The following is a 16108-nucleotide window of genomic DNA, read 5'->3' as shown; positions in this document are numbered from 1 at the left end:
TCAGGCCTGCCGCTGCTGAGGAAGAAGCTGTTCGATGAGATCGGAGATTTCTTGTCCAGCGGGCGATCGACGCGTGTCCTTGGCGTCTCCGGGTGTTTCCAGGATATCGCGCAGAACTGCGTCGATGTCACCTATGCTCATGGCCGCCCGGCTGATCCCGAACGCCCCGTATGGTGCATCGCGTGAGACCACAGAACATTCAACGCTCAATACATCCCGGCCCGCAAGATAGCCCTGAAAACCCACCGTCGAGCAGGTCACCGCAACGATATCGACCGCATGCAACAGAACGTCGATGTCATCGGCCATGGTGCTTTGGTGCACGCGTGGGGCCAGGGCAACGGTCTGGTCCTCGCTGGGGTGACGCCGGATCACCAGCTCCAGTTCCTCGTTTGCAGCCACAATCGCCTTGAGTTCGTTTTCGACCTTCAGCGGCAGCTCCATATCTGCGGGCTCGCCCGTGTAGGGATCGGTCAGGGATTCCGGGGCCGAGGCATAAAGGAGGGTCGTGCGTCCCTCTTGCCCCCAACCACGGTCGGTGCGCAGCGCCTGGCCCTTGGCGCGAACCTCGTCGGTCTGCAACTGATCGAAAGCGGGGTTGCCGGTGATATGGATGTCGCCTGCGGGACGGCCGTTTTCGATCAGCATGTCCCGGACCCATTCGTTCAGCACGCTGACCTTGGTGCCGTATCCCGGCTCCTTGATCCATTCCTTTTCCTGGATGGCAAACATGTCGATCATGCACAGCGCCGGGATGTCCAGATGGCTGGCCGCCTCGATCACGGCCCGCTCCGAGCGGGGCGAGTTGGTGGCCACCACCACCTTGGGCCGGATCAGTTCCAGCGTTTCGAGCATGATGTGATAGGGGTGGAATTTGAACCGACCGCTTTCGGCATAAAGCGCCTCGGCGGCCTCGGCCCCATGGGTCAGCTCTAGGTCGCGATAGTTCAGCCCCATGTAGGCAACGGTTTCCTCGATCGCCACGGGGCCATCGGTCGGAAATCCTTTGGACAGCTCTTTGCCCATGGATTGCACATGCGGGTCCTGGGCCTGTGGCAGGTTCGAATAGCCGAACCAGTCCAACCCGCTGTCCCGGACCGGGGGGATGGCGAGGGTCAAGGCAAACACACAGGTATTGATCCCGCGCGCCTCAAGCTCTTGGGCCACCGGGATCACCATCCGGCAGTGACCACCCCCGTAAGTGACAAAAAGCACATCGACCGTGCCCGGTTCGGGAACGTTGGCTGGGCGGGCAGTAATCGAATGTGACATATGGGGGTTCTCCAGTTGACCGGCCTCAGGGTGACGGGGTCAAAGCGCTCGTATCGTTGATTTTGCGGGCGGGGGCACCGACGTAGGTGCCCGGCTCAGTTATGTCGCGTGTGACCACAGCGCCGGCGCCGATGGTGACATTCGAACAGATGGACACCCCCTGCACGACCGTGGCATTGGCGCCCAACCAGACATCATCACCCAAGGTGCAATCGCCCAACACCACCGAGTTTGGCGCGAGATGGCAAAAATCACCGATCACGCAGTCATGTTCGACCACGGCCGCAGTGTTGACGATCACCCCCCGCCCGATCCGGGCACCGGGGTTCACCACGGCTGCGGTCAGGATCATGCTGCCTGCCCCTGGTGCTTGGGCAAAATAACCCACCGGATCAGCAATCAGATAGGTGCAGCTCAGCCCCAACTCCTCGGCGCGGGTCTGCAGCTTGCGCCGGGCGGCAGTGTTGCCCACGGTCACGATCACATGATGTTCGCCCAGATCGCTTAAGTCCGAAACACCCACCGGGATTCCATCAACCAAGCTGCCCAAAGGGCGCGACCCGTCGCCAAAGACCACATCTGCGGGCCAGATACGCGCCGCGATGGCCCCGACCACACGGCCGTGCCCACCTGCCCCAAAGAGGCAAAGAGGAGGCGTATTCTCAGCGGACATGACCACGTTGTACCTGCTCGTCGCGGGTGACGTCAGCGGCCAGGGTGCGGCCAATAAAGCTGTCGACCTCGTCAGGTGGCAGGCCGGTACCGGGGCGTTTGGCGGTCAGATCCTGCAGGTCCAGAACATGGCCCGCAGGCAGGTCGCGCAGATAAACCAGGCTCTTGCGGGCCACGCTCAGGATGTTCTGTTCCGACTGCAGGCGTCGTTTCACCCCGTCGCCCAGACCCTGTTCGACCTGACGCAGCACGGTGACCATCTGGCCAAATTCCGCAGGCTCGATCGAGGCGCGATGGTCAGGCCCTTCCATCGTGCGGTCCATGGTAAAGTGTTTTTCCAGCACCGACATGCCAAGCGCGCGTGCCGCCAGCGCCGCATAGGGGCCTTCGGTGTGATCGGAAAAGCCGGTGGGCTTGCCAAAAACAGCGGCCATATGGGGCAGCACGCGCAGGTTCTGTTCCTCGATCGCGGCCGGATAATTCGACACGCATTGCAAGATCACCACGTCATCGGTGCCATGTGCGGCCAGCAGATCCAGCGCGGTCGAAATCTCGGTCAGCGTGCCCATGCCCGTCGACAAGAGGATCGGCAGATCATATTGCGCCGCCTGACGCAGCAACAGCGTGTTGGTCAGCTCGCCCGAGGGCCATTTCAGGCAGACCGGGGCCAGTTTCGACACCGCCTCCAGGCTTTCGCTGTCAAAGGCGGTCGACATGAAATCAACACCCACCTCGCGGCAATGTTTGGCCAGTTCGCCAAAAACCTCTTGCGGCAGTTCCAGCTTGCGCAGCATGGCATCCTGCGAGCCCTCGCCGGTGGTGCCGGTCTGGTAATCGGCCTTTTTCGTGTTTGCGGTGATCAGCGCATCGGTCTTGTAGGTCTGGAACTTGACCGCATCGGCGCCCGCCTCTTTGGCGGCATCGATCATCTTATGCGCCAGATCGGCATCCCCGTTGTGGTTCACCCCCACCTCGGCAATGACATAGCAAGGATCATCCGCCGAGACCCGTCGCCCCCCAAGTTCAATAGATGCGCTCATGTCGAGGCCTGTCCCTGATCCGATTTCTGTTTGCGCACAAGTGCTACCACATCATTGATGCGGCTGCTGGTGTCCTTGCGGTTCTGCTCCAGCGCGTCCGCATCCTGTGTCTGGAACGCAGCATAGATGGCGCGCAGTTTGGCCACTTCGCCGGGGAAATCCATGTTGTTCTGCAGGTCTGCCAGGCTTTGGGCCTCGCGGTGAAAGGTCCGCGACAGGATCGCCGCCGATGACCCCAGTCGGACATGTTCGCCCAGCAGGTAATCGGGGCTGACGATGCCCTCACGCGCGCGGGCAATGCCGCCGATGCCAAAGGGCACGCCGCCTGCCCGCATCGCGGCGCAAGGCGCGTCCAGCAGGCCGTCGGCGATGGGTTGGAACATGAAATCCAGCCCCAGATCCAGATGCAGGTCATTGAGCCCGATGTGCAGCCCGGTCAGTGGCAGTTTCTCGACCATATCCGGGATCGCCTGCAGCGCATCATTGGTTTCCACCAGCGGCAGCGCCTCGGCGCGATCCCCCAGCAGATCAAAAAAGCGGGCCAGCTCATCCGTGGTGCGGAACATCGGCAGCATGATGCTGTCGGCGCCACGTGCGATGGCCTCGTCCAATTCGGCCTTGGTGCCGTCATACAGCGGGTTGATCCGCACCAGCACGTGCCCCTCGGGCGCAGCTTCACGGATCTTGGTCACATCCTCTAGCGTTTGCTTGCTTTTCCAGGTGGCCATGCCCTTTTGGCGGACATCCTTGCCGATGTATTCCAGATCCACAAACAACCGATCCACACCATTTTCACTGGCGTAGCGGGCGATGTCGGGATCGTCGACGATCATCAAAAACTGCATGTGGGCCTCAAATCCAATGGTCTAATCAGGGAAAAACAAGCGCGAGGGCGTATCAGACTGGGGCCTGACCCGCCTGCTCCAGAACATCTGCATCCCGGTCCACAAACAGACGGAACCAGGTTTCAACCGAAATCAGCGCCCGCAACTGGCGGGTGAAATTCGCGGTTCCCGCAATGTGCTGGGTCAGCATGGCGTCGATAGTGTCCATGTCAAACAGGCCACGCGCCTCAAGACGGCCATCCAGCAGCATGTCGCGGGTGTAGCCTGCCAATGCCTGCCGCAGCCATTCGCCAACCGGCACGGTGAACATCTGCTTGCGTCGATAAGTCAGCTCGCTGCCCAGGAAGGGTTCCACGGCCCGCTTGTACAGCGCCTTGGTCTCGCCGCCCTTGAGCTTGAGCGCGCCGGGCATGGAGAAGGCAAACTCCGCCATCCGGTAATCCAGGAACGGCGAGCGCACCTCGACCGAGTTGGCCATCGCCATCCGGTCGGGTTTGACCAAGTTGTTGCCCGGCAGCAGGGTCGTGGTTTCAGCAAACAGCACCCGGTTGATCGGATCCAGGTGATCGGCCCGGCGTATTTCGCTGGACAGGGCCCGATAGGGATCGGTGTCGTTGAACGCCTCTTTCAGGGGGCCGGCCAAAAGATCATCCGCCTGCGAGCCCACCAACAGGCCCGAGCTGCGGACAAAATCGTCTTCCCAATTCGCGCCCAGATGATCGGTCTGACCATTCGGGAACAGATCAAGGTATTTTTCATACCCCGCAAACAGCTCGTCCGCGCCATCACCCGTCAGCACCATCTTGACGTCGCGCGCCGCCAGGGATGCAACCCGGTCAGTGGGCATGAACGAGACATCGCCATGGGGTTGGTCGCAGTGCCAGATGAACCGGGGCCACATGGTGTAGGAATCATGAGTCAGAGTGCCCATCTCATGCAGCGTTCCAAACCGCTTGGCCGCCATCCGGGCATAGCGTGTTTCATCAAAGCGCGGATCATCAAAGCCGATGGAAAAGGTGCGAACCGGGGCGGTCTGATACATGCTCATGAAGGCCACGACCGAGCTGCTGTCGAGCCCGCCGGACAAAAACGCCCCAAAAGGCGCATCCGAGCGCATCCGGATCCGGGTCGCATCATCGAGAATACGCACCAACCCGGCCTGGCCGTCGGCCTCGCTCATATCCGTTTGCTCTGCCACATCGGCCAGATCCCAATAGCGGGTGATCTGCGCGCCCTGATCTGCCGAAATCTCGGCCCGGTGCCCCGGCGGCAGATGGCGGATGCCGGCAAAAGCGGTCGAGGGCTGCGGGATGTAATTGAGCGCAAAGAACTGGGCAAAAGCATCCAGATCGGGGGTATAGCTGTTGTCGTTGGCCAAGATCGCCTTGATTTCCGAAGCAAACCACAGACGTTCGCCATTCTCGCCGCCCGCCAAGTAAAGCGGTTTGACCCCCAGACGGTCGCGGTAGAGCCACAGTTTCTGGTGCTTTTTCTCGAACACGGCGATGGCAAACATGCCATTCAGCCGGGTGACAAAATCAGGCCCCCACTGTTCAAAGGCGCGCAACAGAACCTCGGTGTCGCCTTCGCTGTCAAAGCGCGCGCCAAGTCGGCGCAGCTCTTCGCGCAGTTCGATGTAATTGTAGATCTCGCCGTTCTGAACCACCACGATGTCGCGGTCATCCGAATAAAGCGGCTGATCGCTGGCCGTGCTGAGGTCGAGAATGGCCAGACGGGTGTTGCCCAGCACCACCCGATCATCCGAATAATAGCCGTTTGCGTCCGGGCCCCGGTGGCGGATCGCCCCCGACACCTGGGCAATCACATCATCCGACAGCTGTGTGCCATCATAGCCGAAGCTTCCAAAGATACCGCACATGTCTTTACGCTCCTGAAATGATATCGCAAATGGCGTTGATGATCCGGTCCTGGCTGCTGCGCGACATGGCGCTGCCCGAAGGCAGGCACAGCGACTGCATGAACAGTTTGCCGGATACAGGCTCGGTCGGGCTGTGGGGTTCAAACTCATAGCCTGCGCACAGTGGCTGCATGCTCATGGGTTTCCACGCCGGGCGTGTTTCGATCCCCAACCGCCCCAGATGACGCATGATCTGATAGGGGTGCACGTCGACCTGATCGGGGTCAAAGCGCAGAACCGTCAACCAGCGCGAGCCCACCGAGCCCGGCGCATTGGCCTGAAACGAGACACCCTGCAGCGACTGGAACCCGGCCTTGTAGATCTCATAGATCTCGCGACGACGCGCGACCCGGTCGCCCAGAACCGCAAGCTGTCCCCGACCGATCCCGGCCAGAACATTGGACATGCGATAGTTATAGGCCACTTCGGAATGCTGGTAATGCTCAGCCGCGTCACGACCTTGGGTCGACAGTTTGCGGGCCTTGTCGATCAGCCCTGTGTCATCGGACACCAGCGCACCCCCACCCGAGGTGGTGATGATCTTGTTGCCGTTGAAGGAATAGACCGACAGCAACCCATGCGCACCGCTGGGACGGCCGCGATACTGGGCGCCCAGGCTTTCGGCGGCGTCTTCGATGACCGGAATGTCATAGGTTTGGGCCAGCGCGCAAATCTCATCCAGCTTGGCGGATTGGCCATAAAGGTGCACCACCACGATCGCGGCGGGCAGCTGTCCCAGTTTTGCATCCTTGTCCAACCGGCTGGCCAGGGCCTGCGGGGACATGTTCCAGGTGTCCGGTTCACTGTCGATAAGCACCGGCTGTGCATGTTCATAAAGGATCGGCTGCAGCGAGGCGACAAAGGTCAGGTCCGAGACATAGATCCGGTCATGCGGCTGGATTTCCAGCACCCGCAAGGCCAGATGCAGACCCGCCGTGCCCGAAGACAGCGCCAGGGCATGGGTGCGTCCCCCCTCTTGCGCCAGCGCCACCTCGAAGGCATCGATGTTGGGACCCGCAGGTGCGATCCAGTTGTCGGCAAAGCTTTTTTCGACAAAACCCGCCTCAGCATCACCCAGATGCGGCGGCGACAACAGGATGCGGTCATGCACATGCGTGGCTTCTTCGATGCCCACCGGCTGCCCGGCCTCATCGACCAGCACAATGCTGTTGACCTGGGTGCGGGCGAAAAGATCGCTGATATCCTGAACGTCGCTGCCGGCCAGGGCCGTGACCGGTGGCGCAGACGGGGCAGCCAAATCGCCCACAGGCGCATCCATCGTGGCGCCTTGCAACAGTCCGCGGCGCAGGTCGCCGTCCGTCAAGGTTCGGATCACATGACCTGCCGCGTCCACAACAACAACGATCTTCGTGCTGGCAGCTTCAAGCTGCTGCATCACGTCCCTGATGGATGTGCTCTGTTGAACGAGCTGATCTTTCATCACCATGTCATCCCAATAAATTTCAAATATCCCCGGTCACGGGGAAAACACCAAATTAGAGCCGCTACCAGCGGGCAAGGTTCTGGTCATGCGCCAGAAGCTTTTCGCGCGCTTTGGGCAAGCCATCCCCGACAAAGTTGAACAGGTTGGCGGTGGCCACAGCATCGATGTTGGCGCTGCCCAGCCCTTCCATCAGATGTTCGAAATTGCCCGCCCCCCCGGCCATGATGACCGGCAGGTGTTCAATTGCGCTGATCTGATCCAGCACATCCATCCAATAGCCCTGGCCAGTGCCGTCCTTGTCCATGGAGTTGAGATAGATCTCGCCCACGCCCAGATCGGCCACATAGGCCAGCAGATCGGTGAACTCACCTTCGACACGTTCGCTGCCACAGGCGGTATAGATTTCGAACCCGTCCTGGGTGTGGCGATAATCGATCGAGGCCACGACGCATTGGCTGCCATATTTCGCCACGGCCGCGCGGACAAACTCGGCGTTGCGAAACAGCGCCGTATTGACCACGATCTTATCCGCGCCGCTTTGCATCAACTGGGGGATCTGATCGACCGAGGTCAGCCCGCCCCCCAAAGCCAAAGGCATGAAGCAGCCTTTGGTCACCTTTTCCACGTCACTCAGAAATTTCTCATGCGACAGCGTGGTGCCGTCCTCGGCGCGTTCTGTGTTGAGAATGATCAACTCGTCGATCGAGGTGGCGATGGTGCTGAAATTGTAGTTCCGGTTCAGCCAATCCGCGTTTCCCACCCGCTGCAGGCGGAAATTGCGGCTCAACATAAAACTCCCCTTTGAATACAAAAGAGTGAAGATCAGCCGCTTTTTCAGCATCAGAAGTTGTCCATAAAATTGCGAAGGATCGCCAGCCCGTTTGCCTGGCTTTTCTCGGGGTGGAACTGGGTGGCGACCACATGCTCGTGTTCAACGGCCGCGACAAAATCCACACCGTAATTGCACAAGGCCCCCACATGATCGTCGCCGGTCGAGGCCAGCCGGAAGCTGTGGGTGAAATAGACGTCGATCCCGTCGCCCAGATCCTTGAACAAAAGCGAACCCGATTTGGGCCGAACCGTGTTGAACCCGACATGGGGCACTTTCAGCCCCTTGGCCTTCATGGTGTCGGCATCGAATTTGTCGATCACCCCGGGCACCAGACCCAGGCCCGGTGCGCCGCCGTCCTCGGTCCCGTGCTCGGTCATCAGCTGCATGCCCACACAGATCCCCAACATGGGGATCTGATCCTGGGTCACGCGCTCCATCAAAGTGTCAGCAAGACCGCTGGCCTGAAACTGCTCCATCGCGATGCGATAAGAACCCACTCCGGGCAAGAGCAGTTTGCCGGACTTGCGCAAGGCAACCGGATCGGAAACCAGTTCAGCCTGGGCACCAATGTGTTCAAGCGCATTGATGACAGACCGCAGGTTTCCGACGCCGTAATCGACGATGCTGACAACCGTCATGTCAGGTGACCATGAACTTGGGGGTCCAGATACCGTCCACCTTTTCGAACAGCTCTGTGTTGGCCCATTTGTCCAGCACGGCGTCGAACTCGTCCTTGGTCATCTCATAGTATTCCAGATACATGTCGATGAACTCTTCCGGATAGTGCCCGTCATACATGCGCACCAGGTTCACCGCCTGCTCGCGCGTCATCGCACCGCGGCGGATTTCGATGCCCGCGTCCTGGGTGGCGCGGCCAAACCCGAACTTGAGGTACATCAGGTAGGCGTGCAGCGCATAAAGCGCCTGATCGTTCTGGGCAAAATTGGTGAAGGTACCCTGGTTGCCTTCGTCCTGTTCCTTGAGGCCGCAGTGCTCCTTGGCTACCAGATAGTTGCGATAGGAATCCCACGGTTCAAAGTAGGACCAGTGGGTCAGGTACAGATCACGTCCTTCCAGAGCGTCATCCTTGGGGAATTGCCAGAAATACAGATCTGCCGGATCGATGTCATCGAAGAGGTTCAGAACCTTTTCATAGCCACCTTCCAGGTAGACCCGCTTCATGTATTCGATATCGAACAGGGCGCGGTTCTTGGATTCCGTCGACCCGCCATATTCGACCTCGCCATCCTCGCCGTAAAAAATCAGCGGAATGTCAAAGTTCAGCGCCACACGGATCACCGACGACAGAATGGTCGTCAGCCAGCCGTAGTAAGGGAAGCCCTTTTCGATGAAACCATAGCGGTTGAAGCGGCGCATGACCTCGGCGTCGGGCGAGACGTGAATGTGGTTGTAGCCGGAATTGATGAAATTGCTGAGATTCTGATCCCCCAGCTCCAGCGACAGCGCCGGGCGGATGGTCACTGCCAGCGGGTTCATCCCATAGACATGCTTGAGCTGGTGCGCCACATAGGACCCGTCCTTGCCGCCGCTGACCGGAACCAGACAGTCAAATCCGCCATCGGTGGATTTGTACTTTTTCAGCAGTTCCTCGAGTTCTTTTTGACGCGAGTCCCAATCCAGTGTCTTTTTCTCTTCCATCCACTGGCAGGCATTGCACCAACCGCGGTCATCGAAAGCAATACGGGGTCGCGTCGACATATTCAGGCAGTTGGTACACCAAGTGATTGAATCCAACATGAAAATTTATTCCCTCAGATCGTTTTAACGGGCTTGTATCAAAGTTCCATAATCCCGTCTATTGGTTTCAGGACACACCCAAACAACGACCTGCCCGATCAGGCAGGCCTGCCGCCAAATCAGGCAAACTTTGTAAGAAAGACTACAACAATTCGCCCCGCCAAAGGCGAATGCTCGGAACGAGAAAAGGGGGGGGCGTCAACCCACCTGCGAGGCTTCGAGCTCCTGGATGTGATAACCCTCGACCCGGGTGGCAATCAGATCCCGCAGACGCTGGGTATCAGCCTCGGCGATGCAGTTCTGCAGCTCGCGTACCATGGCCACGACCTCGATCTGGGACAGTTTGTTTTCCTCGGCGCGCAGGATCTTTTCATGCGGCGTCGGCACCAGGCTGTCATCGTCGATCAGCAGCTCTTCATAGAGCTTTTCACCCGGACGCAAGCCGGTGATTTCGATGGCGATGTCGCCCTGTCCGGTCTGCTCATCGCGCACGGTGCGCCCCGACAGCTCGATCATGCGGCGCGCGATGTCGATGATCTTTTGCGGCTTGCCCATGTCCAGCACAAAGACGTCCCCGCCCCGCGCATAGGCACCCGCCAGCAGCACCAGACGGGCGGCTTCGGGGATGGTCATGAAGAAGCGCGTGACATTGGCATGGGTCACGGTAACCGGGCCGCCAGCCTCGATCTGTTTCTGGAACAGCGGCAGGACCGAGCCGGACGAGCCCAGCACGTTGCCAAAGCGGACCATGGCAAACTTGGTGACCGTGCTGCGTGATTGCAGATCCTGCACCACCAGTTCCGCCATCCGTTTGGAGGCGCCCATGACATTGGTCGGGCGCACGGCCTTGTCGGTGGAAATCAGGATGAAACGTTCGATTTCGGCCTCGGCGGCGGCTTCGGCCACAACTTGCGTGCCCAGCACGTTGTTGCGCGCGCCTTCCAGCTCATTGTCCTCGACCAGCGGTACGTGTTTGTAGGCGGCCGCGTGCAGGATGATCTCGACGACTTCTTCGGCGATCACACCCGAGACGCGCGCCTTGTTGGTGACCGAGCCCAGACGGGTTGTCACCGGAATGCCCGCAGCCTTGGCTAGCGGGCGCAATTCGCGATCGATCGAATAGAGCTGAAATTCGCTCTGCTCAAACAGAACGATGCGCGCAGGGGCACAGTTGATCAGCTGGCGGCACAGCTCGGACCCGATGGAACCACCGGCCCCCGTCACCATGACAACACGACCCGCATATGTCTTGGCGATCTCTGGAATATCCAGATCCACCTTGTCACGGCCCAAGAGTTCATCCGGGGTCACCGTGCGCAGCTTGGTCTCAAGCCCGCGGCCCGCCATCAGATCCACGTAAGAGGGCAGCACCTGCACCTCGGCGTCATAATCCGACAAAATCTGCAGCAGCTCAGCCTGCCGGACCGCCGTGGCCGACGGAATCGCCAGCAGGATGCGTTTCACGTCATGCTTGGCCATCATCAGGTTAATCTTTGCACGTGCACAGACCGGCAGACCTGCAACCATAAGCCCATGCAGGTTCGGGTTATCGTCGATAAAGCCAACCGGGCGCGCCTCGCGTGAGCGGGTCAGAGCCGACGCCAGCTGAATACCTGCGGCGCCAGCGCCATAGATCAGCACCGCCTCGCGGTCGCTGCTGCGATCATAAAGATAGTTCAGCAGATACAGTCCCGATATGCGCGTCGCCAGGGACAACAGGAAAAAGACCGATCCAAAAATCAACGGCACCGACCGCGGCCCCTGATTGCCCAGCATGTAGCTGCACACCATTGCCAGAAAGGCCAGCATGACCGCCACAAGGCCAATCTGCATCACCGCCCGGTTTTCGAACGCATCCAGCTTGATCTGCGGCAACCGGAAAAAGGCGATCAGCCCCATTCCCAAAACCGTGATCGTCAAAAAGAGGCCCACCCGCCCCTGCATGTCAGGCGCGGCGCTGCCGTATCTGAGGGCGCTGGCGATATAGAGACTGATTGGAATCAGCGCGGTATCGGTCGCGAAAAAGATAAGGCGCTTCATCGCCCGCGGCATATCGTGCAAATTGGAATGTGGCATCGGAAACTTCAGATCAAATATGTTCAACTGTTGGTATCTGTACTCGGTCTCGTAAAAGAAAACCAGAGGAATGAATGTTTTACACATTGGAGCCCCAGTCCCGCAGGTGCTAGAAATCCGCAATTGCCATTATGGGGCCAGTGTGGGAAGCAGGTTCAACACTGCTTTAACTTCTGAGATTGAATATGACATCGCTCCCAAAATTCAGTTCCACTACGGTGCAGCCCCCCGCCGCCGTAGCGGGCAGCGAAGACATTGACCTGTCAAAAATTTTTCGCACTTTGTGGCGCGGCAAGTTTTTCATCGCATTTTGTGCCTTCATCATGTCGGCGTTTGGCGTCTACTACGCCTTTGTTATGGCCACACCGACCTATACGGCCAGCTCGGTGGTTGCCTTGGAAAGCCGCCAGGAACAGGTTGTCGACCTGGAAAGCGTCGTTTCTGGATTGGGTGGTGACCAAATCACCATCAACACCGAAGTCGAAGTGCTGCGCTCACGCGGGCTGCTAGACAAGCTGGCCGTCCAACTCGACCTGGTCGACGATCCAGAATTCAACTCCACCCTGCAGCCGCCAAGCAAATTCTCGCTCGGCGCATTGATCGGTTATGTCACGAGCTTTGTGGCAACCGACACCTCCCCTCCGCCATCCCTGTCGGACCGCGCAATCCTGGATTCGATCATCGATGTCCTTCTGGCCAAGATCTCGGTCATCAACGTGCGCCAAAGCTATGTCTTTGCCATCACCGCACAAACCGAAGACCCCGAAAAATCGGCCCTGATCGCCAACACATTGGCCGAGCTCTACATCCTTGATCAGCTTGAGACCAAGTTCGAAGCGACCGAGCAGGCCACCACCTGGTTGACGGACCGGGTCAGCCACCTTCAGGTCGAGCTTGAGCAGGCCGAGGCTGCCGCCAAGGATTTCAACGCCTCCACCGACCTGGTCAGCCCCGAAGACCTGGCCCAGCAGAACCGGCAGATCAAGGAACTCCGCGACCGGCTTGGAGAAGCCAAGGAAACCGAAGTGAACGCCCGACTGCGGGTCAAGGAAATTGAGCTGGCATACGACAGCCAGGACCTCAAGCAGATGGCCGAAGCCGCCGCGGACCGAACGCTGACCCGCATCTACACCCAGATCAAAGATGACCCGGACGCAGATCGCACCACGTTCGATGCGCGTTTTCAGCAAGTTCAGGAACGGGCCGAGCTGGAACAGAGCCGCGTATCCAACCAGATATCGGCGCTTGAGGCCACCATTGTGGATCAGCGGGAGCAGATCCGGCTTCAGTCGATCGATCTGGTCGAATTGCGTCAGCTTGAACGCGAGGCCGAGGCCAGCAAACTGATCTATGAGTATTTCCTGTCGCGCCTGAAAGAAACCAGCGTGCAACAGGGCATCCAGCAGGCTGATGCCCGCATCCTGTCGCAGGCCGTTGTCCCCCTGGGCCCATCCGCCCCGCGTAAAATGATCATCGTGGCCCTATCCATAATCATGGGCACGTTTGTTGGCGGCAGCCTTGTACTGCTGCGCGAGTTCACACAGACCACCTTCCGCGCGGCCGAAGACCTGGAAAGCTATACCGGTTATCCGGTTCTGGGCCAGATCCCAGCGATCAGCGCCCGCCGCCGCAAGAACGTGCTGCAGTATCTGGTCGAAAAACCCACCTCGGCCGCAGCCGAAGCGATCCGCAACATGCGCACCTCGGTCCTGTTGTCCAACATCGACAACCCGCCGCAGATCATCATGTCGACCTCGTCGATCCCTGGCGAGGGCAAGACCACACAGTCTCTGGCTCTGTCGCAGAACCTGTCCGGCCTGGGCAAGAAGGTGCTGCTGATCGAAGGCGACATTCGCCGCCGCGTCTTCTCGGAATACTTCGACATCAAGGAACGACGTGGATTGATCTCGGTCCTGTCCGGCGACCGGACACTCGAGGAAACGGTGGCACATGAGCCCACCATGAATGTGGACATCCTGATCGGCGAAAAATCCGCCACCAACGCCGCTGACCTCTACTCATCCACGCGGTTCCGCGAATTCATGAACGAGGTGCGCAAGAAATACGACTACATCATCATCGACACCCCGCCGGTGCTGGCAGTGCCCGATGCCCGTGTGATCGGTCAGTCGGTGGATGCGATCCTGTACACCGTCCGCTGGGACAAGACCACGCATCGTCAAGTCAGCGAAGGTCTGAAGTCCTTTGAGACGGTGAACGTCAAAGTCACCGGCCTGGTGCTGGGCCAGATCAACGTCAAAGGCATGAAGCAATACGGTTATGGCGACAGCCATGGGGCCTATAGCGCCTATTACGACAACTGATCCAGACAGAGACGCGCGCAACGTTCGGTGCTCTCACCAGCCATAAAGTGATTTGGCTTAATTCTGCCCCCCGTTCCATTCAACGGGGGGTTTCATGCCTGTTTCACCTAATTTGTCCCTGCCCTACATCCAGCCATCGCAAGCCCAGAAGCATGTCACCCATAACGAGGGCATGCGGCGTCTGGATGCGCTGGTGCAACTGTCCGTCACCTCGGCTTCGATCACCACGCCGCCTGCAACACCTGACGATGGCGCGCGCTACATCCTGCCCATCGGCGCTGACGGCGACTGGTCCGGACACAGCCGCGAGCTGGCGGTGTTCGAAGACACATCTTGGGCCTTTTACCCGGCCGAGGGTGGCTGGATCGCCTGGGATGAAGACGCCCAGGAGCTTCTGGCCTTTGACGGCACCGATTGGGTCAAGGCGGTCAGCCCCCCTGATTTTCAGAACCTGACGCAGGTGGGGGTTGGCACCACGGCGGACGCCGACAACCCGCTGGCGGTCTCAGGTCCGGCCACACTGCTCAGCCATGCAGGCGCGGGCCATCAGCTCAAGCTGAACAAAGCTGCCGCCGCCGACACCGCCAGCCTGCTGTTTCAGACGAATTGGTCGGGGCGGGCCGAAATGGGCACAACCGGTTCAGATGATTTTGAGATCAAGGTCAGCGCCGATGGCGGCAGTTTCAAACAGGCCATCGTGGCCGACAAAGATACTGGTACAGTCAGCTTTCCATCCGGCGCCAGCGGGCTGGCCCCATCCGAATTTGGCAGCGGCGCCCTGCTGACCACCAATTACATGACCGCAAAAGGGGATGGGCTAGTGGCCAATGGCACCTGCCTGCTGGGCAATGCCTATAATTTCCCTTCGGCCTTCAGCTATGACGCCACAACGTCGCCCAACCTGCCCGCCAGCGTCCAGTTCAAGGGCCACCATGCAGGCCCCGCAACCATGTCAGAACTGGTCGCAGTAGACCCCAATCAAGTCTATCGGCTGAATTCATACCTGCGCCAGGAAAGCGTCAGCGGCGATTGGTCCGCCTTTGCCAACGACGAACGCCATGCCCAATACATGGGCCTGATCTGCCTGGATGCGGACCGCAACATCATTTATTCCAACAACCACATGCGCTACAAACATGGGGGCGTCGACAGTCTGACCACGCTGGCCGCACCGTTGACCCCTGGCGACACCACGGTTCAACTCACCAATGCCGCCGGGTGGAATGAAAGCCAATCCCCTGCCTATTATCGCGGCCTGATCATCTTTGGGTACAAAAACAGCGGCGGCTACACCTACCCGTATTATAGCCGTGTGCTTGCCACGGATCTGTTCGATCTGGGACAAATCAACAAGACCACCAATGTCATCACCATGAACAAGCCGCTCCCGGCCTCGCTGGGCAATCCCGATCACGCCTCGGGCACCTGGCCTGCAGGCACACATCTTGCCAATTGTTCAAGCGGCAGCACTTACAAATACGCCTTTTACAACGGCCTGCATGTGCCTCAGACCGACAAATGGTACCACACGACCGGATACATTGGTGGCATCGATACGTCGGGGACAAACGCAGCTCTCAACTTTGCCCCGGGCACCGTCTATGCTCAGCCCTTCTGGTTGCCCAATCAGACCAACACCAGCGGTGGCATCAGCGGCTATCCTGACACCGGGGTGAACCACAAGGTCTGGTTTGCCGGCGTCTCGGTCGCAGCCGATCCTCTGGCCACGCAACAGGCGATCACATCCGGGGTCACATCTGGGGTCAAAGAGCTAAAGGTGCCCCAACCCAATCACACGGCAGGCACCATCACGCTGGCGGCCGCGGCACAATCGGTCAAAGAGGCCTGACAGGTCAAATATACCTGAATTAGAGCCACATATCCCCGCCTGACTTTGACGTGGCGGGGATTTTCTTTAAGCGGTCGT

Annotated in this window: 12 protein-coding genes; 2 read left to right on the top strand and 10 right to left on the bottom strand. The window is 59.4% G+C overall.

The window, feature by feature from the left end; all coding sequences use genetic code 11:
* The 10 genes from G6R15_RS21265 to G6R15_RS21220 all read right to left on the bottom strand — a co-directional run bounded on the left by G6R15_RS21265 (position 1) and on the right by G6R15_RS21220 (position 11821).
* Positions 1-1272 carry a hypothetical protein gene (locus tag G6R15_RS21265; RefSeq protein ID WP_164662020.1) on the bottom strand — a complete coding sequence of 424 codons (1272 nt, stop codon included), beginning with the start codon at positions 1270-1272 and terminating at the stop codon, positions 1-3.
* Positions 1273-1297: 25 nt separating this feature from the next.
* Complete coding sequence (locus G6R15_RS21260; protein ID WP_164662019.1) at positions 1298-1945, bottom strand: acetyltransferase; 648 nt, start codon at positions 1943-1945, stop codon at positions 1298-1300.
* Positions 1935-2984, bottom strand: coding sequence for an N-acetylneuraminate synthase family protein (locus tag G6R15_RS21255; protein ID WP_164662017.1), 1050 nt, complete (start codon positions 2982-2984; stop codon positions 1935-1937). The genes G6R15_RS21260 and G6R15_RS21255 overlap by 11 nt, the downstream gene beginning before the upstream one ends.
* Complete coding sequence (locus G6R15_RS21250; RefSeq protein ID WP_164662016.1) at positions 2981-3829, bottom strand: aldolase/citrate lyase family protein; 849 nt, start codon at positions 3827-3829, stop codon at positions 2981-2983. Before G6R15_RS21250 ends, G6R15_RS21255 begins: the two co-directional genes overlap by 4 nt.
* A gap of 52 nt (positions 3830-3881) precedes the next feature.
* Positions 3882-5708, bottom strand: coding sequence for an asparagine synthase (glutamine-hydrolyzing) (gene asnB / locus G6R15_RS21245; protein ID WP_164662014.1), 1827 nt, complete (start codon positions 5706-5708; stop codon positions 3882-3884).
* Positions 5709-5712: 4 nt separating this feature from the next.
* A complete protein-coding gene (locus G6R15_RS21240; protein ID WP_205520609.1) occupies positions 5713-7188 on the bottom strand; it encodes an aminotransferase class I/II-fold pyridoxal phosphate-dependent enzyme in 1476 nt (491 codons plus the stop codon).
* Positions 7189-7252: 64 nt separating this feature from the next.
* Positions 7253-7981, bottom strand: a complete 729-nt coding sequence (locus G6R15_RS21235) for a HisA/HisF-related TIM barrel protein (RefSeq protein ID WP_240336829.1) — start codon at positions 7979-7981, stop codon at positions 7253-7255.
* Between the two features lie 50 nt (positions 7982-8031).
* Entirely contained in the window at positions 8032-8661 is a 630-nt protein-coding gene (gene hisH / locus G6R15_RS21230) for an imidazole glycerol phosphate synthase subunit HisH (RefSeq protein WP_164662010.1), read from the bottom strand.
* A 1-nt stretch (position 8662) separates the two neighbouring features.
* On the bottom strand, positions 8663-9781 hold the full coding sequence (locus G6R15_RS21225) for an N-acetyl sugar amidotransferase (protein ID WP_164662008.1): 1119 nt from the start codon (positions 9779-9781) through the stop codon (positions 8663-8665).
* 198 nt (positions 9782-9979) lie between these two features.
* Positions 9980-11821 carry a nucleoside-diphosphate sugar epimerase/dehydratase gene (locus G6R15_RS21220; RefSeq protein WP_240336828.1) on the bottom strand — a complete coding sequence of 614 codons (1842 nt, stop codon included), beginning with the start codon at positions 11819-11821 and terminating at the stop codon, positions 9980-9982.
* 221 nt (positions 11822-12042) lie between these two features.
* Between G6R15_RS21220 and G6R15_RS21215 the strand changes: the two genes are divergently transcribed.
* Positions 12043-14181 carry a polysaccharide biosynthesis tyrosine autokinase gene (locus G6R15_RS21215; protein WP_164662006.1) on the top strand — a complete coding sequence of 713 codons (2139 nt, stop codon included), beginning with the start codon at positions 12043-12045 and terminating at the stop codon, positions 14179-14181.
* 94 nt (positions 14182-14275) lie between these two features.
* The gene (locus tag G6R15_RS21210; protein ID WP_164662005.1) at positions 14276-16030 is read left to right on the top strand and encodes a DUF2793 domain-containing protein; all 1755 of its coding nucleotides are present in this window, start codon (positions 14276-14278) and stop codon (positions 16028-16030) included.
* Positions 16031-16108: the final 78 nt, after the last annotated feature.

It is taken from the genome of Tropicibacter sp. Alg240-R139 (genome assembly GCF_900537075.1).
GTDB lineage: Bacteria > Pseudomonadota > Alphaproteobacteria > Rhodobacterales > Rhodobacteraceae > Falsiruegeria.
Note: the sequence above shows the minus strand (reverse complement) of the source record. Positions and strands in the feature narration are given on the sequence as shown.

Excerpts from the sequence above, each read along its gene's own strand:
- G6R15_RS21260 (WP_164662019.1), bottom strand. The coding sequence starts at position 1,945 with ATGTCCGCTGAGAATACGCCTCCTCTTTGCCTCTTTGGGGCAGGTGGG.
- G6R15_RS21225 (WP_164662008.1), bottom strand. The coding sequence starts at position 9,781 with ATGTTGGATTCAATCACTTGGTGTACCAACTGCCTGAATATGTCGACG.
- G6R15_RS21220 (WP_240336828.1), bottom strand. The coding sequence starts at position 11,821 with ATGAAGCGCCTTATCTTTTTCGCGACCGATACCGCGCTGATTCCAATC.
- hisH (WP_164662010.1), bottom strand. The coding sequence starts at position 8,661 with ATGACGGTTGTCAGCATCGTCGATTACGGCGTCGGAAACCTGCGGTCT.
- G6R15_RS21265 (WP_164662020.1), bottom strand. The coding sequence starts at position 1,272 with ATGTCACATTCGATTACTGCCCGCCCAGCCAACGTTCCCGAACCGGGC.
- G6R15_RS21250 (WP_164662016.1), bottom strand. The coding sequence starts at position 3,829 with ATGCAGTTTTTGATGATCGTCGACGATCCCGACATCGCCCGCTACGCC.
- G6R15_RS21235 (WP_240336829.1), bottom strand. The coding sequence starts at position 7,981 with ATGTTGAGCCGCAATTTCCGCCTGCAGCGGGTGGGAAACGCGGATTGG.
- G6R15_RS21255 (WP_164662017.1), bottom strand. The coding sequence starts at position 2,984 with ATGAGCGCATCTATTGAACTTGGGGGGCGACGGGTCTCGGCGGATGAT.
- G6R15_RS21210 (WP_164662005.1), top strand. The coding sequence starts at position 14,276 with ATGCCTGTTTCACCTAATTTGTCCCTGCCCTACATCCAGCCATCGCAA.
- G6R15_RS21215 (WP_164662006.1), top strand. The coding sequence starts at position 12,043 with ATGACATCGCTCCCAAAATTCAGTTCCACTACGGTGCAGCCCCCCGCC.
- asnB (WP_164662014.1), bottom strand. The coding sequence starts at position 5,708 with ATGTGCGGTATCTTTGGAAGCTTCGGCTATGATGGCACACAGCTGTCG.
- G6R15_RS21240 (WP_205520609.1), bottom strand. The coding sequence starts at position 7,188 with ATGAAAGATCAGCTCGTTCAACAGAGCACATCCATCAGGGACGTGATG.